This is a genomic window from Mesorhizobium shangrilense (genome assembly GCF_028826155.1).
In the GTDB taxonomy this organism is placed as follows: domain Bacteria; phylum Pseudomonadota; class Alphaproteobacteria; order Rhizobiales; family Rhizobiaceae; genus Arvimicrobium; species Arvimicrobium flavum.
On sequence record NZ_JAQGPN010000001.1, the window covers coordinates 4,251,616 to 4,275,685 of the forward strand.

At 65.6% G+C, this 24,070-nt stretch carries 24 protein-coding genes and 1 pseudogene; 11 read left to right on the forward strand and 14 right to left on the reverse strand.

Translation table 11 applies throughout. The features are described from left to right. Window positions 1-170: 170 nt before the first annotated feature. Window positions 171-467, forward strand: a complete 297-nt coding sequence (gene groES / locus PD284_RS20605) for a co-chaperone GroES (RefSeq protein WP_274629998.1) — start codon at window positions 171-173, stop codon at window positions 465-467. Between the two features lie 76 nt (window positions 468-543). Next, the gene (groL, locus tag PD284_RS20610; protein ID WP_274629999.1) at window positions 544-2,187 is read left to right on the forward strand and encodes a chaperonin GroEL; all 1,644 of its coding nucleotides are present in this window, start codon (window positions 544-546) and stop codon (window positions 2,185-2,187) included. A gap of 132 nt (window positions 2,188-2,319) precedes the next feature. Here the strand turns inward: groL and PD284_RS20615 are convergent, their stop codons facing one another. Then, window positions 2,320-3,141, reverse strand: a complete 822-nt coding sequence (locus PD284_RS20615; RefSeq protein ID WP_274630000.1) for a M15 family metallopeptidase — start codon at window positions 3,139-3,141, stop codon at window positions 2,320-2,322. A gap of 268 nt (window positions 3,142-3,409) precedes the next feature. Here PD284_RS20615 and PD284_RS20620 point away from each other — a divergent pair. Then, window positions 3,410-3,592, forward strand: a pseudogene (locus PD284_RS20620) (TSUP family transporter); the annotation flags it as partial. A 240-nt stretch (window positions 3,593-3,832) separates the two neighbouring features. Here the strand turns inward: PD284_RS20620 and PD284_RS20625 are convergent. Further along, window positions 3,833-4,456: a DUF2239 family protein gene (locus tag PD284_RS20625; protein ID WP_274630001.1), complete on the reverse strand. Its 624-nt coding sequence runs from the start codon at window positions 4,454-4,456 to the stop codon at window positions 3,833-3,835. Between the two features lie 103 nt (window positions 4,457-4,559). Here PD284_RS20625 and PD284_RS20630 point away from each other — a divergent pair, with 103 nt between their 5' ends. Further along, the gene (locus PD284_RS20630; RefSeq protein ID WP_274630002.1) at window positions 4,560-4,895 is read left to right on the forward strand and encodes a GIY-YIG nuclease family protein; all 336 of its coding nucleotides are present in this window, start codon (window positions 4,560-4,562) and stop codon (window positions 4,893-4,895) included. A 29-nt stretch (window positions 4,896-4,924) separates the two neighbouring features. On the opposite strand, the gene PD284_RS20635 is transcribed toward PD284_RS20630, so the two are convergent. Next, the gene (locus PD284_RS20635; protein ID WP_274630003.1) at window positions 4,925-6,034 is read right to left on the reverse strand and encodes a metallophosphoesterase; all 1,110 of its coding nucleotides are present in this window, start codon (window positions 6,032-6,034) and stop codon (window positions 4,925-4,927) included. A 265-nt stretch (window positions 6,035-6,299) separates the two neighbouring features. Here PD284_RS20635 and fumC point away from each other — a divergent pair, with 265 nt between their 5' ends. Both fumC and PD284_RS20645 read left to right on the forward strand, forming a co-directional pair. Continuing rightward, the gene (gene fumC, locus PD284_RS20640) at window positions 6,300-7,694 is read left to right on the forward strand and encodes a class II fumarate hydratase (protein WP_274630004.1); all 1,395 of its coding nucleotides are present in this window, start codon (window positions 6,300-6,302) and stop codon (window positions 7,692-7,694) included. 123 nt (window positions 7,695-7,817) lie between these two features. Continuing rightward, a complete protein-coding gene (locus tag PD284_RS20645) occupies window positions 7,818-8,234 on the forward strand; it encodes a DoxX family protein (protein ID WP_274630005.1) in 417 nt (138 codons plus the stop codon). A gap of 127 nt (window positions 8,235-8,361) precedes the next feature. Here the strand turns inward: PD284_RS20645 and hisG are convergent, their stop codons facing one another. The 4 genes from hisG to PD284_RS20665 all read right to left on the reverse strand — a co-directional run bounded on the left by hisG (window position 8,362) and on the right by PD284_RS20665 (window position 13,085). Beyond that, window positions 8,362-9,063 carry an ATP phosphoribosyltransferase gene (gene hisG, locus PD284_RS20650; protein ID WP_274630006.1) on the reverse strand — a complete coding sequence of 234 codons (702 nt, stop codon included), beginning with the start codon at window positions 9,061-9,063 and terminating at the stop codon, window positions 8,362-8,364. Further along, entirely contained in the window at window positions 9,060-10,178 is a 1,119-nt protein-coding gene (locus PD284_RS20655) for an ATP phosphoribosyltransferase regulatory subunit (RefSeq protein WP_274630007.1), read from the reverse strand. The genes hisG and PD284_RS20655 overlap by 4 nt, the downstream gene beginning before the upstream one ends. Before the next feature lie 193 nt (window positions 10,179-10,371). Beyond that, the gene (gene hisS / locus PD284_RS20660) at window positions 10,372-11,832 is read right to left on the reverse strand and encodes a histidine--tRNA ligase (RefSeq protein WP_274630008.1); all 1,461 of its coding nucleotides are present in this window, start codon (window positions 11,830-11,832) and stop codon (window positions 10,372-10,374) included. Window positions 11,833-12,422: 590 nt separating this feature from the next. Continuing rightward, entirely contained in the window at window positions 12,423-13,085 is a 663-nt protein-coding gene (locus PD284_RS20665; RefSeq protein WP_274630009.1) for a DNA-3-methyladenine glycosylase I, read from the reverse strand. Window positions 13,086-13,285: 200 nt separating this feature from the next. On the opposite strand from PD284_RS20665, the gene PD284_RS20670 reads away from it, so the two are divergent. Beyond that, window positions 13,286-14,089, forward strand: coding sequence for a L,D-transpeptidase (locus PD284_RS20670; protein ID WP_274630010.1), 804 nt, complete (start codon window positions 13,286-13,288; stop codon window positions 14,087-14,089). Between the two features lie 164 nt (window positions 14,090-14,253). Continuing rightward, window positions 14,254-15,174, forward strand: a complete 921-nt coding sequence (locus tag PD284_RS20675) for a bile acid:sodium symporter family protein (RefSeq protein WP_274630011.1) — start codon at window positions 14,254-14,256, stop codon at window positions 15,172-15,174. Here the strand turns inward: PD284_RS20675 and glcF are convergent. The 7 genes from glcF to PD284_RS20710 all read right to left on the reverse strand — a co-directional run bounded on the left by glcF (window position 15,161) and on the right by PD284_RS20710 (window position 21,827). Then, on the reverse strand, window positions 15,161-16,492 hold the full coding sequence (glcF, locus tag PD284_RS20680) for a glycolate oxidase subunit GlcF (RefSeq protein ID WP_274630012.1): 1,332 nt from the start codon (window positions 16,490-16,492) through the stop codon (window positions 15,161-15,163). The genes PD284_RS20675 and glcF overlap by 14 nt on opposite strands. Further along, the gene (locus PD284_RS20685; protein ID WP_274630013.1) at window positions 16,492-16,845 is read right to left on the reverse strand and encodes a PIN-like domain-containing protein; all 354 of its coding nucleotides are present in this window, start codon (window positions 16,843-16,845) and stop codon (window positions 16,492-16,494) included. The genes glcF and PD284_RS20685 overlap by 1 nt, the downstream gene beginning before the upstream one ends. Further along, window positions 16,842-17,066, reverse strand: a complete 225-nt coding sequence (locus tag PD284_RS20690) for a DUF433 domain-containing protein (RefSeq protein WP_274630014.1) — start codon at window positions 17,064-17,066, stop codon at window positions 16,842-16,844. The genes PD284_RS20685 and PD284_RS20690 overlap by 4 nt, the downstream gene beginning before the upstream one ends. Window positions 17,067-17,099: 33 nt before the next feature. Then, a complete protein-coding gene (gene glcE / locus PD284_RS20695; RefSeq protein ID WP_274630015.1) occupies window positions 17,100-18,302 on the reverse strand; it encodes a glycolate oxidase subunit GlcE in 1,203 nt (400 codons plus the stop codon). An 85-nt stretch (window positions 18,303-18,387) separates the two neighbouring features. Next, window positions 18,388-18,813, reverse strand: coding sequence for an endonuclease domain-containing protein (locus PD284_RS20700; RefSeq protein WP_274630718.1), 426 nt, complete (start codon window positions 18,811-18,813; stop codon window positions 18,388-18,390). 91 nt (window positions 18,814-18,904) lie between these two features. Next, entirely contained in the window at window positions 18,905-20,401 is a 1,497-nt protein-coding gene (locus PD284_RS20705; protein ID WP_274630016.1) for an FAD-linked oxidase C-terminal domain-containing protein, read from the reverse strand. Between the two features lie 106 nt (window positions 20,402-20,507). Next, window positions 20,508-21,827: a DUF3422 family protein gene (locus PD284_RS20710; protein WP_274630017.1), complete on the reverse strand. Its 1,320-nt coding sequence runs from the start codon at window positions 21,825-21,827 to the stop codon at window positions 20,508-20,510. On the opposite strand from PD284_RS20710, the gene PD284_RS20715 reads away from it, so the two are divergent. From PD284_RS20715 to PD284_RS20725, 3 genes are all read left to right on the forward strand, one after another. Then, window positions 21,826-22,017, forward strand: a complete 192-nt coding sequence (locus tag PD284_RS20715; protein ID WP_274630018.1) for a hypothetical protein — start codon at window positions 21,826-21,828, stop codon at window positions 22,015-22,017. The genes PD284_RS20710 and PD284_RS20715 overlap by 2 nt on opposite strands. Further along, entirely contained in the window at window positions 22,014-22,823 is an 810-nt protein-coding gene (locus PD284_RS20720; RefSeq protein ID WP_274630019.1) for an FCD domain-containing protein, read from the forward strand. The genes PD284_RS20715 and PD284_RS20720 overlap by 4 nt, the downstream gene beginning before the upstream one ends. 72 nt (window positions 22,824-22,895) lie before the next feature. Continuing rightward, window positions 22,896-24,035 carry an alpha-hydroxy acid oxidase gene (locus PD284_RS20725; RefSeq protein WP_274630020.1) on the forward strand — a complete coding sequence of 380 codons (1,140 nt, stop codon included), beginning with the start codon at window positions 22,896-22,898 and terminating at the stop codon, window positions 24,033-24,035. Window positions 24,036-24,070: the final 35 nt, after the last annotated feature.

Here is a 24,070-nt window from a genome sequence, read left to right on the forward strand (position 1 = left end):
GCAGTTCGAAACCGGGGAAAATTCCCCCCGCCGCGACTGCCGTCTCCTTGACAGAAATCCCCCTACCAACTATCTCAGCGCGGCGTTAGCACTCTCCCTGCGTGAGTGCTAACGGCCGGGCTCCGCCCGGCGCAAACGAATTTCATCATCCGCTTCGAGGATACTCCAAAATGGCAAAGACGAAGTTCCGCCCGCTTCATGACCGTGTGGTCGTCCGTCGGGTCGAATCCGAAGAGAAGACCAAAGGTGGGATCATCATCCCGGACACCGCCAAGGAGAAGCCGCAGGAAGGCGAGATCATCGCCGTCGGCTCCGGCGCCCGTGACGAGAACGGCAAGATCGTCCCGCTGGACGTCAAAGCCGGCGACCGCATCCTGTTCGGCAAGTGGTCGGGCACCGAAGTGAAGCTCGATGGCGAAGACCTTCTGATCATGAAGGAATCCGACATCATGGGCATCATCGGCTGAGCCGAAGACGCTTTCCTCAACAATCCGACATCCGGGCCGCGGATAAATCCCAGGCCCAGCCCAGGAGCTAGGAAATATGGCTGCTAAAGACGTAAAATTCTCCCGCGACGCCCGCGAGCGCATGCTGAACGGCGTCAACATCCTCGCCGACGCGGTGAAGGTCACGCTCGGCCCGAAGGGTCGTAACGTCGTCATCGACAAGTCGTTCGGCGCCCCGCGCATCACCAAGGACGGCGTCACCGTCGCCAAGGAGATCGAGCTCGCCGACAAGTTCGAGAACATGGGCGCCCAGCTCGTTCGCGAAGTCGCTTCGAAGACCAACGACATCGCCGGCGACGGCACCACCACCGCGACCGTCCTGACCCAGGCAATCGTGCAGGAAGGCCACAAGTCGGTTGCCGCCGGCATGAACCCGATGGACCTGAAGCGCGGTATCGACCTCGCCGTTTCGGAAGTCATCGCGGCTCTCTCGAAGTCCGCCAAGAAGATCAAGACCTCCGACGAAGTCGCGCAGGTCGGCACCATCTCGGCCAACGGCGACGAGTCGGTCGGCAAGATGATCGCCGAGGCGATGCAGAAGGTCGGCAACGAGGGCGTCATCACCGTCGAGGAAGCCAAGACCGCCGAGACCGAGCTTGAAGTCGTCGAGGGCATGCAGTTCGACCGCGGCTACCTGTCGCCGTACTTCATCACCAACCCCGAGAAGATGGTTGCCGAGCTCGAGGACGCCTACATCCTCCTCCACGAGAAGAAGCTCTCCAACCTCCAGGCCATGCTGCCGGTCCTCGAAGCCGTCGTGCAGACCTCCAAGCCGCTCCTCATCATCTCGGAAGACGTCGAAGGCGAGGCTCTGGCCACGCTCGTCGTCAACAAGCTGCGTGGCGGCCTGAAGATCGCCGCCGTCAAGGCTCCGGGCTTCGGCGACCGCCGCAAGGCCATGCTCGAGGATCTCGCCATCCTGACGGGCGGCCAGGTGATCTCGGAAGACCTCGGCATCAAGCTCGAGAACGTCGGCCTCAACATGCTCGGCCGCGCCAAGCGGGTGTCGATCTCCAAGGAGAACACCACCATCGTCGACGGCGCCGGCAAGAAGTCCGAGATCCAGGGCCGCGTCGCCCAGATCAAGTCGCAGATCGAGGAGACCACCTCGGACTACGACAAGGAGAAGCTGCAGGAGCGTCTGGCCAAGCTCGCTGGCGGCGTCGCGGTGATCCGCGTCGGCGGCGCGACCGAGGTCGAGGTCAAGGAGAAGAAGGACCGCGTTGACGACGCCCTCAACGCGACCCGCGCGGCCGTCGAGGAAGGCATCGTCCCGGGCGGCGGCGTCGCCCTGCTGCGCGCCTCCTCCGCGATCAAGGCTGCCGGCGTGAATGCCGACCAGGCTGCCGGCATCAACATCGTGCGTCGTGCGCTGCAGGCTCCGTGCCGTCAGATCGCCGCCAACGCCGGTGCGGAAGCTTCGATCGTGGCTGGCAAGATCCTCGAGAACAAGGGCGCGACCTTCGGTTACAACGCCCAGACCGGTGAGTATGGCGACATGATCACCATGGGCATCGTGGACCCGGTCAAGGTCGTCCGCACCGCCCTGCAGGACGCGGCTTCTGTCGCCGGACTGCTGGTCACCACCGAGGCCATGATCGCCGAGTCCCCGAAGAAGGACGCCCCGATGCCGGCAATGCCGGGCGGCGGCATGGGCGGCATGGGCGGCATGGACTTCTAAGTCCATCCTCGGGCATGACCCGAGGATCGCCGACCAAGGCAAGCTTCAAGGAAGGGCGGCAGCGATGCCGCCCTTTTTCTTTGGCCGCCCTCGCCCGAGCGTCTCGGGCCGGAAGCCGCCCCGCACCGTCGCCTACAGCATCTCCTTCGCCACCTCGAAATGCATGCCGTCCCGGGTGCCGAAATGGCCGCCCCAGTAGAAGCCGTTGGCGTGGCCGATCTCCACCATGTCGCGCAGGCAGCCGCGATCGCCCATCAGCGCCGGGACCGTCTTGCGCATGTTCCAGTGCGCATTGATGTCGAAGGCGGTGCCCCAGGCGTGGTTGGAGAGGTTCGCCACGGTGGCCGAGGTCGAGCCCCGCTTCAGCCTCAGATTGAACGAGCCGTCGAAGGTGAGGATGCGGTCCACGAGACCGGCGGCCTCCCAGTCGGCGAACAATTTCCTCAGCCTGTCCATGTGCTTCTTGTGGAAGCGGATCCTGCCATCCGTCTTGACGACGCCGCTGCCGGTCGGCACCACGCAGTCCCGCAGCTGGGGGATGTCGACGGCGGAGATATTGGCCGCCTCGAAGTTGTTGGTCACCTTGATATGCTCGGGATTGCCCGGCCTCGGGGCGTGCACGAAGCTGATGGTTCCGCACTTCGCCTGCATGGTGGCCCCGTCCGGCGAACTGAGCCCGGTTGGCCTCCTCGGCCAGTTTACCCCGCTCTTCGACGGGTGCGTGTCGAAATCCGGTGGCGCAAAGCCGCGATCCGCGGAAATGGCGAAGCACTGGTCATCGAATACCGGCGCTGCCGGGAGCCCGAAGCGGTTGCGGAAGCGCAGCACCTCGGCTTTTGTGTTGCCGCCGAAGGAGCCATCGAGAACCAGCGTCGACGACAATTCGCGGTTGAGATAGTCTTGCAACCGGCGCACGTCGTTTCCGAATGCGCCCACACCGAGCACGAGTGCCATTCCCACCTCCCTGTTGACGGCATGCCGACGCAGTGCGTCAGGCGCTCGCGATGTGCAGGGTCAGATCCGGCCCGCTCCGACAGACATTCCAAGGCGCGCCGCTGTGCGCGGCCCTCAACCGGCAGACCACCTTTGGTTGCTTGAGCGCGCTTCAATTCAATCATAAGTAGCGTCCCTTGACAATATTCAACCTTTGGATGTCCTCCTTCCCTACCCGACCGCATTTGATTCAGGATGGTGGTCAGGATCCCATGGCACGCCGCGCACGTTCGGCGTCACGCCGGCGCAGGCGTGCGCCTCCTTGCAGGCGGCCGAGCTGTTCACCACGGCCCCGTCGGGCAGTCCCCATCTCTACCATTGCAACATCGACTGGAACCTGTGTTGGCGCCTAATGCCGGCGGGCGTCGCCGGCGGATGCCTCGGCGCGTTCGTGCTGACTTCCATCGACGGCTCGTCGCCGTCAAAAAAGTTCCGTCGATGCGGAACCTTTCGCAAAGAGCCACGTTCTGTTCATGTCAGGGCAATCTCGAAGAGCAATCCGACAGATCAGCCAGACAAAAAGCGCCTCCTGCACGCATACGCGGTGCGGGAGGCGTTTTTCGTTTCCGGCGCCAGGTTGCAGTTTGGCTCCCGGTCGCCAGCAGCGCCGCGGAACGGGACACTGCCCGCTATGGCCGTGCGGGGCTTCCTGTCAAATATCGCCGTTTTCCCAAGCCATCCTGTTCACATGGGCGCGGATATCGGGCGGCCATCCGTCGGCATTGTGCCCGAACCGCGTCCGATCACCGGCGAACAGCGCCCGCGAGGCTTCCTCGAAGCCCGGAAGATCCCCCGCCATGGCGGACATGAACCTGTAGGCGGCCTCCGTGCGTGCACGCGCCTGGGCCCCTCCTCTGTCCGCGCGCATCGCCGTCTCCGTGAGCCGCCGCAGCGCGTTCGAGGCGCCACCCGGCTGCGCGGCGAGCCACTCCCAGTGGCGGGGCAGCAGGGTGACCTCCCTGGCCGTCACACCGAGCTTTGGGCGACCGCGCTTTTGCCGCGGCGCGTCGTCGGCCATGTGCTGGGCCGCGTCGTAGGCAGTCGGCTGCACTTTGGGCTCGCCGCGCTCACGGACACGCTGGACGATCTCCTCGTCGGTTCCCCTCAGGTCGAGATCCACCACCGCGCCGGTTGCGTCGTCGAACACCAGCACCGACATGTCGGGCGCTGCATCCAAGGCTGCCCGCACCGCGCATGCGACCTCGGCTAGCGGACCCGCCGCCAATTTCTGATTGGCCCGGAAGGCCGTCGCTGGCCTCGATGCAGACTCGGACATGCTTCAATCTCCAACGCCTACAATTTACCCGGATAAAAATCTTGCGTCAATATTACCCGGGTGATAATTGCGATCCAGCATTCGAAAGCGCAGGAAAGAGGACATGCTTACCGAAGGCAGGAAGGCGGCAATCGCGGCCTACAAGGAACGCAAGGTCGTGGCAGGCATCTACGCCGTTCGTTGTATCGCCAGCGGCCAGTGCTGGGCGGGCGCGGCGCCCGACCTCGCCACCATCGAGAACAGGCTGTGGTTTTCGCTGCGGCTGGGTAGCATGCACAAGCCGAGCCTCCAGACCGCATATGACGCTCATGGCCGGGAGGCCTTCAGTTGCGAGGCGGTCGAGCGCCTGCCCCAGGAGGAGGACGCCTATATCCGGGGAAAGCGGCTCAAGGAGCGCCTCGCCCATTGGTGCGCGTTGCTCGGCGCCGAGCCGCTCTGATCAGGAACCCACCTTGCGGTGCCCCGCCGCTACAGCGCCTTCGAAAGCGCGTGTGTGAACGTGACCGCGCCGGCATCGCCAACCGCTTCGCCGAGTACCACGTCCATGCGCGTGGCCGACACGCGCGCGACCGCGAACCCGCCCATATAGGCCGCCTTCGGCTTGAAGAGGTCGAGGCCCGCCGCTTTGTAGATCATCGGCGTCTCGTGCTGGTGGCCGTGGAAGAGGCCGATGACGTTGTAGCCGCGGATGACATCCAGAAGCGCCTGCCGCTCGGCCTCGGTCCACCAGTGCGGCGGCCCCTCGCCCGTGTCGTCGAAGGTCGTCCTGGCCGGATCCCAGCGCTCGGTCGAGAACGGGTCCCAGCCATAGTGCTGGAAGAGCGCGACCGGCCTGCCGTCGCCTGCGCTCCCTGCCAGATCCCGGCCTAGCCAATCCAGCGCACTGACGGCGCCCTTGCGGGTGTCGCCGCCGAAGCGGTGGAGTTGCACCAGGTGCAGATGTCCCCAGTCCCACGAGTAGGAATCGGAATCGACGTCGTAGTTTTCCGCGGGCACCGGCGGCTTGAAGAAGACGCCCGGCCGATGGTTGATCTCGACATAGTCGCGCAATTCGCGCCGGTACCAGTCCACGTGGTCCTTCGGGCCGTCCTGGTCGAGGTCGTGGTTTCCCAGCCCAGCATAGACCCGGGCATGCAGGCGGTCGTCGCCGACCCCCTCGCTGTAGCGGTGGCTGAACTGCAGCAACTGCGTGCCCTCGCTGGGCAGCGTGATCTGGCCGCCGCCGTCATCCGTCATGTCGCCGCCCACGACGATGCCGAGTGGCGTCGCAATCTTCTGTGCCGCCGACGCCAGCCCGGTGGGCTTGCCGCCGATTTCCGCCGGCCAGCGCGTGCGGTCGAGAGCGTTAAGTGCCCGGATGTGGCGGAGCAGGTTTGCATCCGTCTTGCCCTCCTGCTGGCAGTTGGGGCTCAGTCCGCTTGCCATGCGGCAGGCGTGCACGTCGCTGATGAAGAGGAACGTCGCGTCGTTGGCGGCGACGGCGGACTGTGCGTCGGCGCGGCCTGTCAGTCCTATCGTCCCGAAGGCCGAGACACCAGCAAGGAAGCTTCGGCGGGAGAGCCGGCTGCAAGCGGCCATGCCTTCATCTCCTGCGATCACGTTTCTCCGCCGCCATCATGCCGCCTCAGGGGCGCGTGCGGCAATGCTTCGGCGCACGAACCGCTCCTTCAACCGATTTGCCCGCCGCCGCCCTCTTGAAGCCCATTGTGCAACGCGATACGCCATCGCCGACAATGGACGAGGACAGTTTACTCTTGCAGCGCTCGGTCTAGCAGCTGATGGGCATTCAAGAGAGCAAAGCAAGACTGTCCCCGGCGCCACCCAAAGAGAGTTGGAGACCGCAGTGAGCAAGACGACGAGAACCGAGACCGATACGTTTGGACCGATCGAGGTCGCGTCCGACCGCTACTGGGGCGCACAGGCGCAGCGCTCGCTCGGCAACTTCAAGATCGGCTCCGAGAAGCAGCCGCTCTCGGTCGTGCGCGCGCTCGGCATCGTCAAGCGTGCCTGCGCCGAGGCCAACATGGCTCTCGGCCGCCTTGACCCGAAGCTCGGCGAGACGATCGTCGCTGCCGCGCAGGAAGTCATCGACGGCAAGCTGAACGACCATTTTCCGCTGGTCGTCTGGCAGACGGGCTCCGGCACGCAGTCCAACATGAACGCCAACGAGGTGATCTCGAACCGCGCCATCGAGATGCTGGGCGGCGAAATGGGCTCAAAGAAGCCCGTCCACCCGAACGACCACGTCAATATGAGCCAGTCGTCGAACGACACCTATCCGACGGCCATGCACATCGCCTGCGCCGAGCGCGTCATCCACAACCTGCTGCCTGCCTTGAATCATCTGCACAAGGCGCTCGACGCCAAGGCCAAGGCATTCGACCACATCGTCAAGATCGGCCGCACCCACACGCAGGACGCCACGCCGCTCACCCTCGGCCAGGAGTTCGGCGGCTACGCCGCGCAGGTCGCCTCCTCGATCAAGCGCATCGAGATGACGCTGCCCGGCCTGATGGAGCTCGCCCAGGGCGGCACCGCCGTCGGCACCGGCCTCAACGCGCCGGTCGGCTTCGACGTCAAGGTCGCCGAGCGCATTGCCGCGATCACCGGGCTCGACTTCAAGACCGCGCCGAACAAGTTCGAGGCGCTGGCTGCGCACGACTCCATGGTCTTCTCGCACGGCGCCATCAATGCCGCCGCCGCGGCGCTCTACAAGATCGCCAACGACATCCGCCTGCTGGGCTCCGGTCCGCGCTCCGGCCTCGGCGAGCTCGCCTTGCCCGAGAACGAGCCGGGCTCGTCGATCATGCCTGGCAAGGTCAACCCGACACAGTGCGAGGCGCTCACCCAGGTCTGCGTGCAGGTGTTCGGCAACAACGCCTCGCTCAGCTTCGCGGGCAGCCAGGGCCATTTCGAGCTCAACGTCTACAACCCGCTGATGGCTTACAACTTCCTGCAGTCGGTGCAGCTCATGGCCGACGCCGCCATCTCCTTCACCGACAATTGCGTCGTCGGCATCGAGGCGCGCGAGGACAACATCAAGGCGGCGCTGGAGCGCTCGCTGATGCTGGTCACCGCGCTCGCCCCGACGATTGGCTATGACAACGCGGCCAAGATCGCCAAGACCGCCCACAAGAACGGCACCACGCTGCGCGAGGAAGCCGTTGGCGGCGGCTACGTCACCGACGCCGACTTCGACCGCCTGGTGCGGCCCGAGGACATGACGCGCCCAGGCTGACGTCGGCGGGGGGAGCGGCGACAGTTCAGGATATGTGAACGATGTGTGCAATCTCGTGCACCTTCTGATGACGGCTTCCGGCTGTTATCTTTTGTGTCGAAACGCACCCATCGGAGCCCTCTCATGTCCATCTCTGCCACAGACACCGGCGCCAGCGCCGGCACCGCCGCTTCCGCCACCCTCCTCGTCGGCCGCATCCTCCTGTCGGCCATGTACATCATGGCCGGCTTCGCGAAGCTGACCACGATCGGCGCCACCGCCGGCTGGTTCGGGTCGATCGGCCTGCCCGCCCCGACGCTTGTCGCCATCCTCGTCGGCTTGCTCGAGCTCGGCGGCGGGCTTGCCATCCTTGTCGGCTACCAGACCCGCGTCGTGGCCGTCGCGCTGGCCGTGTTCACGGTCGCCGCGACGCTGATCGCCCACACCGACCTCGCCGACATGAACCAGATGCTGTTCTTCCAGAAGAACCTGGCGATCACCGGCGGCTTCCTGATCCTGGCCGTCTTCGGCCCGGGCGCCTGGGCGCTGGGCAAGCGCTGAACCTCGACTGCCTGAATCGAAAAAGCCCGGGGCGCGCCTCGGGCTTTTTCTTTTCAAGCTGAATCAACTGGTTCCCGGATTGATTCCGGAACTGCCGCCAAATGCCTGGAATCGCTTGCTCAGGCTTTTAGCCGGTCGCCGCGCGCACGCGTTCCGCGATCGCCTCAATGGCGCGCTGTTCGTCCTCGCCGCGGCCCTTGAGCGACGTCACCATGCAGGCCTGCGACTTCAGGATGACGCCGTCCGTCAGCACCTTCAGGTGGTTCGACTTCAGCGTCGAGCCGGAGGTGGTGATGTCGACGATGATGTCGGCGGAGCCAGCCGCCGGTGCGCCCTCGGTCGCGCCGAGGCTCTCCACGATGCGATACACCTGGATGCCGTGGGCGTGCGAGAAGAATTGCTGCGTCAGCCGCCAGTATTTTGTCGCGATGCGCAGCCTGCGGCCGTGCCGCTGGCGGAAGTCGGCAGCGACGTCGTCGAGATCGGCCATCGTCTCCACGTCCCACCAGCAGTCGGGAACCGCAACCACGACATCGGCGAAGCCGAAGGGCAGGCGTGCGGAAACCGCCACCTTGGCGTCGCAGTCCGCCAGCTTCTCACGGATCAGGTCCTCGCCCGTCACGCCCAGATCCAGGTTACCCGCGCCGAGTTCGGTGGCGATCTCGGATGCCGACAGCAGCTTGATCTCGATGTCGTCGCGCCCGTCCACTCGCGCGCGATAGGAGCGCTCGTCGCCCGCCTGGACCACGACCAGTCCGGCGTTGGCGAACACCTCGGTCGCCTGGTCCTTCAGTCGCCCCTTGGAGGGCAGCGCCAGCGTGATCGTCATGCGGCGTCTCCCGCCAGGCGCTCGATGCGGTCGAGCCAGACCGAAAAGCCGACGCCAGGAATCGGCGCGTCCGCTCCGAGCAGCGTGAGCAAGCGGTCGTAGCGCCCGCCGCCGGCAAGCGGCCGGTCGGCCTCTCCCGCGGAAATCTCGAAGACGAGACCGGTATAGTAGTCGAGCGGCCGGCCGAAGGCGGCGTCATAGACGACGTCGCCCGCCAGGCCGTGCCGGTCCAGTGCTTCCACACGGCGCGAGAACGTGTCCAGCGTCCGCGCCAGGGTCAGGTCGGCTGACTTGGCGAATGCGCCCAGCGTATCGGCGGCGCGGTCAAGCGGCGCCTTGATGGCAAGGAAGGTTTCCAGCGCCTCGAACGCCTCCGAGGACAGCCGGACGCTGCGCAGTTCGGCCTTTTCGATCAGCCGCCGCGCAATCTCTTGAGGCGCACGGCTCGAACGGGCGGAAAGCCCTGCGCGCTCCATGCCGGCCTCGATCTCCCGCGAAAGCGCCTCCTGGTCGCGATAGGCTACCAGCTCGGCTATTTCGGCGGGCAAAGCGCTGTTGCGCGGCGGATTGGCCAGGTCGGCGAGCGCTGCCTCCAGTTGATCCGGCGTGCCGAACGCGCGCGCCAGTCGCTTCTGCCAGCCGCGCGGCAGCCCGAGCGCGGCAAGCACCGCCTCGAAGATCGTCTGGTCGCCAAGCGTCACCGACAACGCGATTCCCGGCAGCGCCCGCGTGAGAAGCGCGTGGGCGTCGGCGATCGACCGCGCATCGGCCTCGGCCGTGTCCGTCTCGCCCAGATCCTCGATGCCGGCCTGGAAGAACTCGCTGCCGCCTTCGCGGCGCTGGCGGAACACCTCGCCCAGATAGGCATAGCGGTGCGGCGTCTCCGCTCGGGTGCGGATATGGTCCAGGCAGACAGGAATGGTGAACTCCGGCCGCAGGCACAGCGCATCGCCGGTCTCGTTCTCGGTCAGAAAAATGCGGCGACGCAGATCCTCGCCCGCCATGTCGAGGAACGGATCGGCCGGCTGGATGATCGGAACGTCGACCAGTTCCACGTTGCGCTCGGCGAAGAGCGACAGGATCGCCGGCGCGACGGAGGGATAGCGGAGGGTCATTGGAGCGTGATGCGAAACGCACCCCCCTCTGGCCTGCCGGCCATCTCCCCCTCAAGGGGGGAGATTGGCAGCTCGAGAGACAGCCTCTTCGCGGCAACGCTGCCGATTGGCGAAATCATCGGTGTCAACCGATCTCCCCCCTTGAGGGGGAGATGGCCGGCAGGCCAGAGGGGGGTCATCAGCGCCCAGCCCGTCACCGCCGTTCCGCCTTCTGCGCATCGATGATGCCGCGCACCGTCTCGACCAGTTCGCTCTCCGGCACGGTCACCTGGCCGGGACGCGCCTCCTTGTAGGCGTCGTGATCGGTAATGCCGGCGGCGAGTTTCGCGCCGACGACGAGATCCTTGATCTGCACCTCGCCCTCGGCCCGCTCGTCGCCGCCCTGGATCACGACGCAGGGCGCACTTCTGCGGTCGGCATACTTCATCTGCGGCTTCATGCCGGAACCGCCGAGATACATCTCGGCGCGGATGCCGGCCTGGCGCAGGTCCGAAACCATCTTCTGGTAGCGGCCGAGGCTCTCCGTGTCGCGATCCATCACCAGCACGACCACGGGGCCGATCTGGTCGGCATTGTCGAGCTTGCCGAGGTTCTTCAGCGCCGTGAGCAGCCGCGACACGCCGATCGAGAAGCCGGTGGCCGGAACAGGCTCGCCCCGGAAGCGCGACACCAACCCGTCATAGCGCCCGCCGCCGCCGACCGAGCCGAAGCGCACGATCTGGCCTTCGTCGTTGGGGATCTCCGCCAGCAGTTCGGCTTCGAAGACCGGGCCGGTGTAGTATTCGAGGCCGCGCACGACGGAGGGGTCGATGCGGATGCGATCGTCGCCATAGCCGGCGGCCTGCACGAGGGCCGCAATATCCTTCAGCTCGGCGACGCCCTCATTGTCCTCGATCTCGCCGGTCTCGACATAGGCGAGCACCTTCGAGATTGCGGCTTCGCCCAAGCCGGCGCCCTTCGTAAAATCGCCCTCGCCTTCCTTGCCGCCGTCCCAGCGGCCCGGCCCGAGCAGCAGGCGCACGCCCTCCGGTCCGAACTTGTCGAGCTTGTCGATGGCGCGCAGAACCGTCAGCCTTCGGCCGGCGTTTTCATCCCCGCCCAGCCCGATCGCCTCCAGCACGCCGTCCAGCACCTTGCGGTTGTTGACGCGGATCAGATACTGCCCGCGCGGGATGCCAAGGGCCTCCATCACGTCGGCCATCATCATGCACATCTCGGCATCGGCCGCGACGCCCGGCGTGCCAACCGTGTCGGCGTCGAACTGCATGAACTGGCGGAAGCGGCCCGGTCCCGGCTTCTCGTTGCGGAACACCCAGCCCGCTCGATAGCTGCGGAAGGGTTTTGGCAGCTTCTCGTAATTCTCCGCCACGTAGCGGGCCATCGGCGCCGTCAGGTCGTAGCGCAGCGACAGCCACTGCTCGTCGTCATCCTGGAAGGAGAACACGCCTTCGTTCGGACGGTCCTGGTCGGGCAGGAATTTGCCCAGCGCATCGGTGTATTCGATGAGCGGCTGGTCGGCCGGCTCAAATCCGTAGAGCTCGTAGACCTCGCGGATCGTCGCCATCATCTTCTCGGCGGCGCGAATGTCGTCCGGACCGCGATCCACGAAGCCGCGCGGCAGCCGCGCCAGCATTTTTGAGGATTTCTCGGCCATGAAAGTTGTGCTCGCGTAGAGTATTGGAGTGCGGCCGTGTCCTAGACGATAGGGTCTTTGGCGGCAAGAGTGGGCGCGCCGCAACGCCGCGCGCCCGCCAGCAGTGCATGGTTGGGCAGGCTGCCGAGACCTCACGGCATGGGTCCTAGGGTCGCGCTCCGCTTCGCTGCGCTTGCCCTAGGATGACGAAGGTTGGGATGTCGCTGCCAACCACGTCGCTACCAACCGCCAACCTTGGCGATTGGCCGCTGCTCCCTCTCCCCTCTTCGTCATCCTAGGGCGAAGCCGAGCAAAGCGAAGGCGGAGACCCTAGGACCCATGCCATGACGTGCCGGACAAGCGCCCAACGACGCAATGCTGGCCCCGTGCCGCAGCGCGGGCGAGCAAGCGGCCAACCGCTCAACTGAGACGCCTTGGCGATTGTCCCTGCCGCCCCCATCCACACGGCGGCGCATGGCAGCGCGTCGACTTCACGAAACTGATTGGACGAGGCTGCCATGCGCCGCCTCCCATGGAAAGGGGACACCACAGGAGGGCACCGACATCATAATGCTGGCACGAGGGCACAGCGGCAACCGGCCAGGGTCGAATCAGCCCGCCAGGACGCGCTCCCCACGGGCCGTCGGCCGCTTGAACTTCGTCCTGATGCCTTCGATCTCGGCCCGGCACACGCAACCCTCGACATGGTCGTTGACCATGCCCATCGCCTGCATGAAGGCGTAGACCGTGGTCGGGCCGACGAAACTCCAGCCGCGCTTCTTCAGTTCCTTGGAGATGCGGGTCGACGTCTCGGTCTTGGGCATGGCCGCGATGGCGGCCCAGGTGACCCTCGCCGGGCGCTCGGCGGGGCCCGGCTCGAAACTCCAGAACCAGCCGGCGAGTGATCCGACCTCGTCCACCAGTTCGATCGCGCGCTTCGCATTGTTGATGGTGGATTCGATCTTGCCCCGGTGGCGCACGATGCCGGCGTCCTGCAGCAGGCGCTCGACGTCGGCTTCGCCAAACTTGGCAACCTTGCGGAAGTCGAACCCTTCGAAGGCGGCGCGAAAATTCTCGCGCTTGCGCAGGATGGTCAGCCATGAAAGGCCCGACTGGAAACCTTCGAGGCAGATCTTCTCGAACAGCCTGAAATCGTCCGTCACCGGGCGTCCCCATTCCGCGTCGTGATAGCGCTGGTAGAACGCATCGCTTCCCGGCCACGCACAGCGCACTCTCCCGTCTTCCCCTTCGTGCAATCCCGATTTCTCAGTCATTTCAAATCCATTCATTAATGCCCTGCAACGCCGCTTTACGCCCGCTTTACCAGCTTCCTGCACCCGCCGGTAACCACACCGAAAGGTTTACGACGTCCACGGCCTTCGCGCCTAATTCGATTCACCATTTGGATTCCTGTCCGCCGCCAGAACAGAACCGACGCCGCGGGCCGGCGCCGAGTGTATGGGGTGAGGTGGGCGTGATGAAGGTATCTTTGCTTGCAGCGAGTTTCATTGCTGCCATGGTAATGTCAGCAGGCATGGCCGGCGCGAACGAGCGCTACGCAGTGCGGCCGCCGGTCAAGGTCAGTCCCGATCTGGCAGCCCCCTGGGTGATGCAGCTTCAGGACGGCCAGGCGCGGCGCACCGTGCCAACCACCCTGAGGCAGTCGCACCACATGAGGTCGCAGCCGACCCGCCCGAGCGCTGAACGCAACGCGAGGCCCCGGACCGAGCAGAACTATCGCGCACGCCAGCGTCAGGAAGCGGTTCGCACCCTTCCAGCGGCTGCCGCGCCGAAGGCCAGGCAGGAACGTCGCCACGCGCTCGATCCGAAGTTCCTCCCGCAGCAGGTGTCCTACGACACGTCGTATTCCGCCGGCACCATCGTGATCGATAGCGCGTCCAAGTTCCTCTACCTCGTGGAGGGCAACGGCAGCGCCCGCCGCTACGGCGTCGGCGTCGGCAAGGAGGGCATGGGCTGGACGGGAACCGAGACAGTGTCCCGCAAGGCGCAGTGGCCCGACTGGCGTCCGCCGGCGCAGATGATCGCCCGCGAGCGGGCGAAAGGGCGTCATTTGCCGAATTTCATGGCTGGCGGCCCCGAAAACCCGCTCGGCGCGCGTGCGCTCTATCTCGGCTCGACGCTCTATCGCATCCACGGCACCAATGCGCCGTGGACGATCGGCACGAACGTCTCGTCGGGATGCATTCGCCTGCGCAACGAGGATGTCGTCGACCTCTACGAACGCGTCCCCGTCGGCGCCAAGGTCGTCGTCATGTAGCTTCCCCACGGGAACGGCTGGCCAAGGGGGATCTGGCCAGTCAGCGAAAGGCGGCGCGGGAAACCGCAGCCGCCTTCTTCGCACCCGGCAACCCACCCTGCAGTTCACGCTTGTTCAAGCTGAACCAGATAGGCTCGTCCCCTGCATGGGTCATTGAGGTTCTCGTGGACGTATTCCTGAACGTGCTGCTACCGATGACGCTGTTCGTCATCATGTTCCTGCTCGGCCTCAGCCTCGTCATCGGGGACTTCAAGCGCATCGCCCAGGCGCCCAAGGCGTTTGCGGTCGGCATCTTCTGCCGCATGGTCGCCATGCCCCTCGCCGGGTTTGCCCTGGCGATCCTGTTCAGGCTCCCACCCGAGCTCGGGCTCGGCCTGGTGATCCTTGCGCTATGCCCCGGCGGCGCGAGCTCGGTCATCATGACCCGCGTCGCACGCGGCGACGTGGCCCTGTCGCTCTCTCTCACCGCAGTCAGCACGCTTCTCGCGGTCGTCACCATGCCCCTTCTGACCGAGCTGGCCGCTGACTACTTCATCGGCCTGGAAGCCGGTGACCTGGACGTGTCGCGGCTGGGCTTGTCGATGTTTGCGCTGACGACGCTTCCGGTGATCGCGGGAATGACGGTCCGCCGGCTTGCCCCTGCCTTCGCCCAATTGGCGGAACGACTGATCTCGCCGCTGGCGATGGTCCTGATGATCGTCGTGGTAGGGGGCATCCTGATGATCAACTGGACACTCTTCATCGAAAATCTGCCGCTGCTCGGTCCGAGCGCCATTGCGCTCAATCTGGTGACGCTGATCGTTGCGCTCGGGCTGGCGCGCCTGATGTCCCTGACTGAAGGCCAGGCCACCGCCCTCGCACTCGAGGTCGGCATCCAGAACGCGGCGCTTGGCGTCGCGGTGGGCACCCTGGTCGCCCACAGTGCGGGCGACGTGGCGCCGGCCAGCGTGCCCGCTGGCGTCTACGGCATCACGATGTACGCAGTCTGCCTTACGTTCACCTTCTGGCAGCGCAACCGTGCGGTGCGGTCGGATGACAGCGCGGGCTCCTCCGTCCAGCCGGACCCTGAACTCAGCTCGCGCTAATCGAAACGGGCCGCGCCTCCGGCCCCAGGCCGCGTGGCCGCCTCCCGCCATAGGCCCAGTCGAGCAGCTCGACCGTGTGGACGATCGGCATGCCGGCGCGGTCGGCGATCTGGGTCATGCAGCCGATGTTGCCGGTTGCGACGATGTCGGCCTGCGTCGCCGCGATGTTCTTCACCTTGCGGTCGCGCAGGCGGGTGGAAATCTCCGGCTGCATGATGTTGTAGGTGCCGGCCGAGCCGCAGCAAAGGTGCCCCTCGCGCGGCTCGCGGACGACGAAACCGGCCTTCGCCAGCAGGTCCTTCGGCTGGCGGGTGATTTTTTGGCCGTGCTGCATCGAGCAGGCCGAGTGATAAGCGACCGCGAGCCCGGGCTTTACCGCAGGCTCGGGAAGGTCGAGCGCGGCGAGATACTCGGTCACGTCCTTGGCCATCGCCGAAACCCGGGCCGCCTTCTCCGCATAGGCCGGATCGAGCCGGAGCATGAAGCCGTAGTCCTTGATCGTGGTTCCGCAGCCCGAGGCAGTGATGATGATCGCGTCGAGGCCCTTGTCCATCTCGCGAACCCACACGTCGACGTTCCTGCGCGCAAAATCCAGGGCAGCATCCTCGCGCCCCATGTGGTGGACCAGCGCCCCGCAGCACCCCTCGCCTTCCGGAACGACGACCTCGACGCCGAGGCGGGTGAGCAAGGAAACCGTGGCGTCGTTGATCCCCGGATCGAGCACCGGCTGCGCGCAGCCGGTCAGGATGGCGACTCGGCCCCGTCGCGCACCTGCCGCACCATGCGCGCCCGGCCTGGAAAGGGGAGACGCCGCCGGCACGCTCTTCGGCGCAAGGCGCAGCATCGCCGCCAGCGGCTTGAGGGGCGCGACGGAGGCAAACAGGCGCTCGAGCGGGCGGCCGAGGGCAGCCAGCTTGAGGGCGGCGCGGAAGCGCCCCGGATAGGGCAGCACCGCGGCCAGGAGGCTGCGGGTCAGGCGGTCCATCAACGGACGGCGATAGGTCTTTTCGATATGGGCGCGGGCATGATCGACCAGGTGCATGTAGTTGACCCCCGACGGGCAGGTCGTCATGCAGGCGAGGCAGGACAGGCAGCGGTCGATGTGTGTCACGATCTCGGCGTCCGCCGGACGACCGTTCTCCAGCATGTCCTTGATCAGGTAGATCCGGCCACGCGGGCTGTCGAGCTCGTTGCCGAGCGTGACATAGGTCGGGCACGTCGCCGTGCAGAAGCCGCAATGGACGCACTTGCGCAGGATTTTTTCCGATTCCGCGACATGTGGGTCAGTAAGCTGGGCGGGTGTGAAGGTGGTTTGCATTATGTGTCGCTGATCGGGCCGGACTTGTGGAACTCAATCTTCAGGACACCCTTCGCCGGAGTGGCATCTGAGCGAAGGGAGCGCGCAATTTGATCGACCTGCGGCAGTAGTGTAGCGAGGCGTTGGGTCGGCAATACCGCTAACAGTATTTCCAGCTGCCGCACGTTCTGCTGTCGGGCCATGTTCTTGTCGCAGGTCAGGAGACAATCGAACCCGGCTTGCTTGACCCGCGTCAGCAGCTCGCCGTTCTTGGTGCCTTTCCAGTGGTTGGGAAAGGACACGATCTCCAAGCCCAACGCACGTAACGCCTTGGCCAGATCGCGCGGCACGGATTCATCGAGAACAATCCTCAAGCCGCCCTCGGAAAATGACGCTTCACTTCATTCGCCAGGATTTGCAGCACCGCCTCGACCTGATGTCTTTCTACGGTCGGAAAATTGTCAACGAACTCCTCGACCGACATCCCGTCGGCCATGTTCTCAAACAACGCATCGACAGGCACACGCGTGCCTTTGAAAACGACTGCACCAGACACGACTTCGGGGTCTGAGCTCAGAACATCCGTGATTTTCATGCCAGCCTCCTGTTCCGGCAACGACGGGCCATCCTACCCCATCCTGCCCGGATTGAGCACGCCGTTCGGGTCGAACTCGTGCTTCAGGCGCCGCGACAGGGCGGCGAGCGCGGCCGGTTGCGGCTCGAAGACGTCCACCGAGCCTCGCCATGACGGCGCTGCGCGGACCAGCGTGGCATGGCCGCCGCCGCACTTCTGCACCAGGCGACGGATCAGGTCAGCCTCGGGATCGCCTTCCATCCGAAGCCATACCAGCCCACCCTGCCAGTCGAAGAAGGCGCTCGCAGGAGACTCCATGCGCAGCGCCAGCGAGAGCTTCCAGCCTTCGCTGGGCGCGACCGAAACCCGCCAGACCGGCTTTTCGGTGCCGTCAGCGAAGGGAATGCAGTCGCGGACGTCGCGCCACAGGGCCCGCGACTGGTCCGCCGGGATCTCGTCGATCTGTGGTGCTGCGCCCAACAGGTCCTTGAGCTTGGCCACCCTGTAGGCGACCGAGGGACCGAAGCCCTCGACACGCACCAGCGACGCCGATTGGCTGCCCAGCACGCCGCCGGCCACCTTGTCCGCGATACCCTCGGGCAGGTGTGCCGCTCCTGATACTTCGCAACTCGACCCCATCGCGATGGCGAGCGCCGACGCCATTGCGTCGTCCTCGAAGCCACGCACGGCGAGCGTCGTCTCGGTCTCGGCAGCGGGCAAGACCTTGAAGGTGACGTCGGTGGCGACCGCCAGCGTGCCCCACGAGCCGGCCAGCCCCTTGGAGAGGTCGTATCCGGTGACGTTCTTCACCACGCGACCGCCTGATTTGAACGCCTCGCCACGGCCAGACACGGCGTGGATGCCGAGGACATGGTCGCGCGCCGCGCCGGCCTTCAGTCGGCGAGGACCGGCAAGGTTCGCGGCCAGCATGCCGCCAATCGTCCCGCGGCCTGGTTCTCCACCAAGGAGCGGGCCGTAGTCCATCGGCTCGAACGCGAACTCCTGGCCGTTTTCCTTCAGCAGCCGTTCGATCTCCGCGACGGGCGTTCCGGCCCGCGCCGACAGCACAAGCTCCTCCGGCTCGTAGAGCGTGACGCCGGTGAGTTGCGACAGATCGAGCGTATGCTCGGCCTGCACCGGCCGACCGATGCCCCGCTTCGATCCGTGGCCAATGATCTCCAGCGGCGCGCCTTCCGCGGCTGCCCACTGGACGGCGGAGAGGACGTCGGCGGAGGTGGAAGGAGTGAAATTGGTCATGGGCATCTACGATCTTGAGTTCCTCGCCCCCGCAAAGCGGGGAAGAGGTGCCGAGCGAAGCGAGGCGGAGAGGGGGAGCATCATCTCAAAGGCCACCATCCCTCGGCATGCCTGGCTTGGCATAGACAAACCTCAGGTCCCAAGCGACGGTATCTTCCGCCAAACGTCCGTCCAGCGCGGCCAAGATCGTCTCACAAACGCTGGTTTTGCTTCGGAGCACGTCACTACTCCAGAACCGAATCACCGAGTATCCGCAACTTCGCATGAACTCGTCACGTCGCCGGTCGTACTCACTGTCCGCATGCTGGCTGCCATCGAGTTCGATGATGAGTTTTGCGCTGCGGCATGCGAAATCTGCGAAGTAAGGTCCGAACGGCATCTGGCGGACGAACTTGTGACCGCCGAGCCTACGAGCCTTCAACTCGTTCCAGAGGACTGCTTCCGCCTGGTTGTCGCCCCGTCGAAGCGAGCGAGCGCGCGCAATCTTTTCTGCGGTGCGTCGGCTCGCCAGATGCGTCTCCCCCCTCTCCGTCTCGGGCTTTGCCCGAGACACCTCTCCCCCGCGTTGCGGGGGCGAGGAACCATCTTTCGGAGAGATCACCTCAAAACCTCGGAATATCCGGAAACGCCACCTGCCCGCGGTGCACATGCATGCGGCCGAGCTCGGCGCAGCGGCGCAGCTGCGGGAACACTTTTCCCGGATTGAGCAGGTGGTTGGGATCGAACGCGCATTTGACGCGCATCTGCTGGTCGAGATCCGCCTCGTTGAACATCTCGGGCATCAGGTCACGCTTTTCCACACCGACACCGTGCTCGCCCGTGAGCACGCCGCCCACCTCAACGCAGAGGCGCAGGATGTCGGAACCAAAATCCTCGGCCTTCTCCAGTTCGCCGGGCACGTTGGCATCATAGAGGATGAGCGGATGCAGGTTGCCGTCGCCGGCATGGAACACGTTGGCGACGCGCAGGCCGTACTTCTCCGACAGGGACCGCATGCCGGCCAGCACTCGCGGCAACTCCTTGCGCGGGATCGTGCCGTCCATGCAGTAATAGTCGGGCGAGATGCGGCCGACCGCCGGGAACGCAGCCTTGCGCCCCGCCCAGAAGGCAAGCCGTTCCTCCTCGGAGGTGGAGATGCGGCAGAGCGTGGAGCCGTTCCGCGCGGCGATAGCCTCTACCGCGCCGATGAGGTGGTCCACCTCGTTCTTCGGCCCGTCCAGTTCGACGATCAGGAGCGCCTCGCAGTCCAGCGGATAACCGGCATGCAGGAAGTCCTCGGCGGCATGGATGGCGGGTCGGTCCATCATCTCCATGCCGCCAGGGATGATGCCAGCCCCAATGATGTCGGCGACGCAATGGCCGCCCTCTTCGCTGGTGGGAAAGCCGATCAGCAGGGCCCGCGCGGTTTCAGGCTTGCGCAGGATGCGCACCGTCACTTCGGTCACCACGCCGAGCAGGCCTTCCGAACCCGTCATGAGGCCGAGAAGATCATAGCCTTCGGCGTCGAGATGCTTGCCGCCGAGGCGCACGACCTCGCCGTTCATCAGCACCATCTCGATGCCCAGCACGTTGTTTGCGGTAAGCCCGTATTTCAGGCAGTGCACGCCGCCGGAGTTTTCCGCGACGTTGCCGCCGATCGAGCAGGCGATCTGGGAGGATGGATCGGGGGCGTAGTAAAAACCCTCCTGCTCGACGGCGTGGGTGATGCCGAGATTGGTCACCCCCGGCTGCGCCACCACGGCGCGGTTGGGATAGTCGATGTCGAGGATGCGGTTGAAGCGGCTCATGACAAGCAGGACCGCGTCCTCCAGCGGCAGCGCGCCGCCCGAGAGCGACGTGCCGGAACCGCGCGGCACCACGCGGATGTTGCGCTCGTTGCAATATTTGAGGACGCGCGAGACCTGCGCGACCGTTTCCGGCAAGACGACGACGAGCGGGAGCTGGCGATAGGCTGTAAGCGCATCGCTCTCGAACACGCGCATCTCGTTGACCGTATCCACCACCCCCTCGCCCGGAACGATGGTGCGCATGTCGGCCACGATTTCCTCGCGACGCGCAAGCGTCTTCTCGTCCGGTTTCGGCATCAACAGCCGCGACATAGCAAACTCCGCCCACTGGTAAAAAGGATTTACCAGTTTAGATGGACGCTTGCAAATACTGCATTGGCCGCATCCGGAAACGACAGGACGGGCCGCTGACGCAGCGTCAATTTGCCACTGTCCTGGGCTCCGAATGCCGCCGCCTGACGCGGCGCACCATCCACCAGACAGCGAGGATCGCGACCGGCACGGCCGATGCCGTCACCACTTCCGACTTCACCTCGACGCCGAAAAGCACACTGCCCTTGGCGAGATAGCCGACGAGGCCGACGACATAGTAGGAGACGGCGGCGACGGAGAGGCCCTCCACCGTCTGCTGCAGCCGCAACTGGAGTTTTGCGCGGTCGTTCATCGAAGCAAGCAGGTCGCGATTCTGGCTTTCGACCTCGACATCGATCCAGGTGCGCAGAAGCGTCGTGGCCCGGGTCAGCTTGCGCGACAGGTTGGCCTGACGCTCCTCCACCGAACGGCAGGTGCGCATGGCGGGCGCGACACGCCGCTTCAGGAAGCCGGCCCAGGTGTCGTAGCCTGGCACCACCTCTTCATCGAGCGCATTCAGGCGCTCCTCCACGATGCCGTCATAGGCACGGCTGGCCCCGAACCGATAGAGGCTGGCGGCAGCATCGGCCTCCAGTTCAGCCGCGAGCTCGGTGAGGTCGGCAAGCAGGACCGGGCTCTGGCGCGTTTCCGCCGCCTTCATCTCGCGCGTGATCAACGCCAGCCGGTCCTCGATGCGGCGAACGCGGGCCGAGAGCGACTGAGCGAGCGGCAGGCCAAGCATGGCCAGCGTGCGGTAGGTTTCGACGTCGATCAGGCGTTGCGTCAGCGCGCCGGTTCGGGCCGGGTTCAATCCACGGTCGAGCACCAGAATACGCGTCAGCCCGTCGCCATCCTGGCGAAAGTCGGTGATCACCGCCGCCTTACCGCCCTCGACCAGCGAATAGCAGAGGCTGGTCGGATCGAACCCGGCGATCAGCCTTTCGCTGGCAGGGTTCCAGCGCCGGATTTCCAGGCGGATGCCGGAGATGACGGTGCCGGGCGGCGAGAACCCGTTGCCGAAGGGCGATTCTTCAAGAGAACGGCCGTTCTCATGCAACGGGCCCTCCCAAAGATAGGTCGAAAACTCCGTGTGGCGCTCCCAGCGCAGCGTCCCCTGCCCCCATTTCATGGCATGGTGGCGCGCCTGACGGTCCGGAGCCGCGATCCCCAGCCCGCGTGACAGTTCCGCCAGCACGGCATGATCGACCCCGGAGCCGCCGTCGGTCATGAAGGAGAGCTGGATCAGGATGCGCGGCGCCTCGATCAGCGGATGCGGCCGCGCATGCACTTCGCCCAATGCGCCCGGACGGCCTTCATGTGCCGGGAACCCCAGCACGCTGCCAGACGTCTGCGTCTGAAACCGAAGACCTGGCGGCTCGATCGTCATGTCCCTCTCCAACGGGCGCACGATGCTCGCGCAGGAGATTGCGCCGGGAAATGGGCATTTGTGTCGCGCTGCGGCCGGCGTGATGCAACGGCAGTCCGGCAAAGTGGATAATTTTGTTGACCAGTCGCCGGTCTGGCCGGTATTTTGCTTGGGCTTGCCTCGCGTGACAGTATTTGCGGACCGCATGTGACAGAGATTTTCACCCCGATCGACCACGCGCGCACCGCCGACGAGGCGGCGCAGCAGATCGAGAGCCTGATCCTCGAAGGCGTGCTGCGCGTCGGCGATCGGCTGCCGGCCGAACGCGAGTTGTCCAAACGGTTCGACGTGTCCCGACCCATCCTGCGGGATGCACTGAAAAGCCTCGAGACGCGCGGCCTGCTCATGACGCGCCATGGCGGCGGGACCTATGTGGCCGACGTCATCGGCCAGGTGTTTTCGAAGCCGGTGATGGAGCTGATCGCGACCCATCCGAAAGCGTCGGCGGACTATCTGGAATACCGCCGCGAGATCGAGGGCGTGGCGGCGGAGTACGCCGCACGCCGCGCGACGCGCGAGGACCGCGCATTGCTGGACGAGATCGTCGGGCGCATGCAGGCGGCGCATGAGCGCGGCGATTTTTCCGAAGAGGCCGCGATCGACGTCGAATTCCACAACACGATCGGCGAATGCGCTCACAACATCATCCTGCTGCATTCGCTGCGCGCCTGCTACCGGTTGCTGGAAGACGGCGTCCTGCTCAACCGGCTGATGGTGTTCAACCTGCCGGGCGCACGCGAGCAGCTTCTGGCGCAGCATCTCGACATCCACCGCGCGGTGACTGCGGGCGATGCGCAGGCCGCGCGGCGGGCCGCCATGGACCACATCAGCTACGTCGAGCGCGCCATGGTCGAGGCCGCGCGCACCGGCGACTGGCAGCGTGTGTCGCGCCTGAGGCTCAAGCAGCGTGCGGAGACGGAGAGCGGCCGCTCGCGCGCGGCGGAAGGGCGCGATTGATGCCTTCGAAGATTTCAGATCAAACCCGGCGCGCCGCGGTGGCCGCCATCATTGCCTGTTTGCGGAGTTCCCATGTCCACCATCGTTGAAATCGCCGATCTGAAGGCGCTCGCCAGGCGGCGGGTGCCAAAGATGTTCTTCGACTATGCCGACTCCGGCGCCTGGACCGAAGGCACCTATCGCGCCAACGAGGAGGATTTCGCCAAAATCAAGCTCAGGCAGAGGGTCTTGGTCGACATGACCGACCGTTCGCTCGAAAGCACGATGATCGGCCAGAAGGTCTCGATGCCGGTGGCGCTGGCGCCGACCGGCCTGACCGGCATGCAGCATCCGGACGGCGAGATGCTTGCGGCGCAGGCGGCGGAGGAATTCGGCGTGCCGTTCACACTGTCGACCATGAGCATCTGCTCGATCGAGGACGTCGCGTCGGTGACGAAGAAGCCATTCTGGTTCCAGCTCTACGTCATGCGCGACCGGGACTTCGTCAACAACCTGATCGACCGGGCCAAGGCCGCCAACTGCTCTGCCCTAGTGCTGACGCTCGACCTGCAGATCCTCGGCCAGCGCCACAAGGACATCCGCAACGGACTCTCCGCTCCGCCGAAATTCACGCCCAAGCACATCTACCAGATGGCGACGCGGCCTGCCTGGTGCATGGGCATGCTGGGCACACAGCGGCGCACCTTCCGCAACATCGTGGGCCACGCCAAGGGCGTCGGCGACCTGTCGTCGCTCTCGTCGTGGACGGCGGAGCAGTTCGACCCGCGCCTGTCATGGGCGGACGTCGAGTGGATCAAGAAGCGCTGGGGCGGCAAGCTGATCCTCAAGGGCATCCTCGACAAGGAGGACGCGGTGATGGCCGCCAAGACCGGCGCCGACGCCATCATCGTCTCCAACCATGGCGGCCGCCAGCTCGACGGGGCCCCCTCCTCCATCTCGGTGCTGCCCGAGATCGTCGATACGGTCGGTGACAAGGTCGAGGTGCACATGGACGGCGGCATCCGCTCCGGCCAGGACGTACTCAAGGCGCTTTGCCTCGGCGCCAAGGGAACGTTTATCGGGCGGCCCTTCCTGTACGGGCTCGGCGCCTTCGGAAAGCGGGGCGTGACGACCGCGCTGGAGATCATCCGCAGGGAACTCGACGTCACCATGGCGCTATGCGGCAAGCGCGACATCCAGGACGTGGGGCCGGAGCTTCTCTACCGGGGATAGCCGCGGCGCGCAGCGGTTCGACTTGCGCGCCTGGC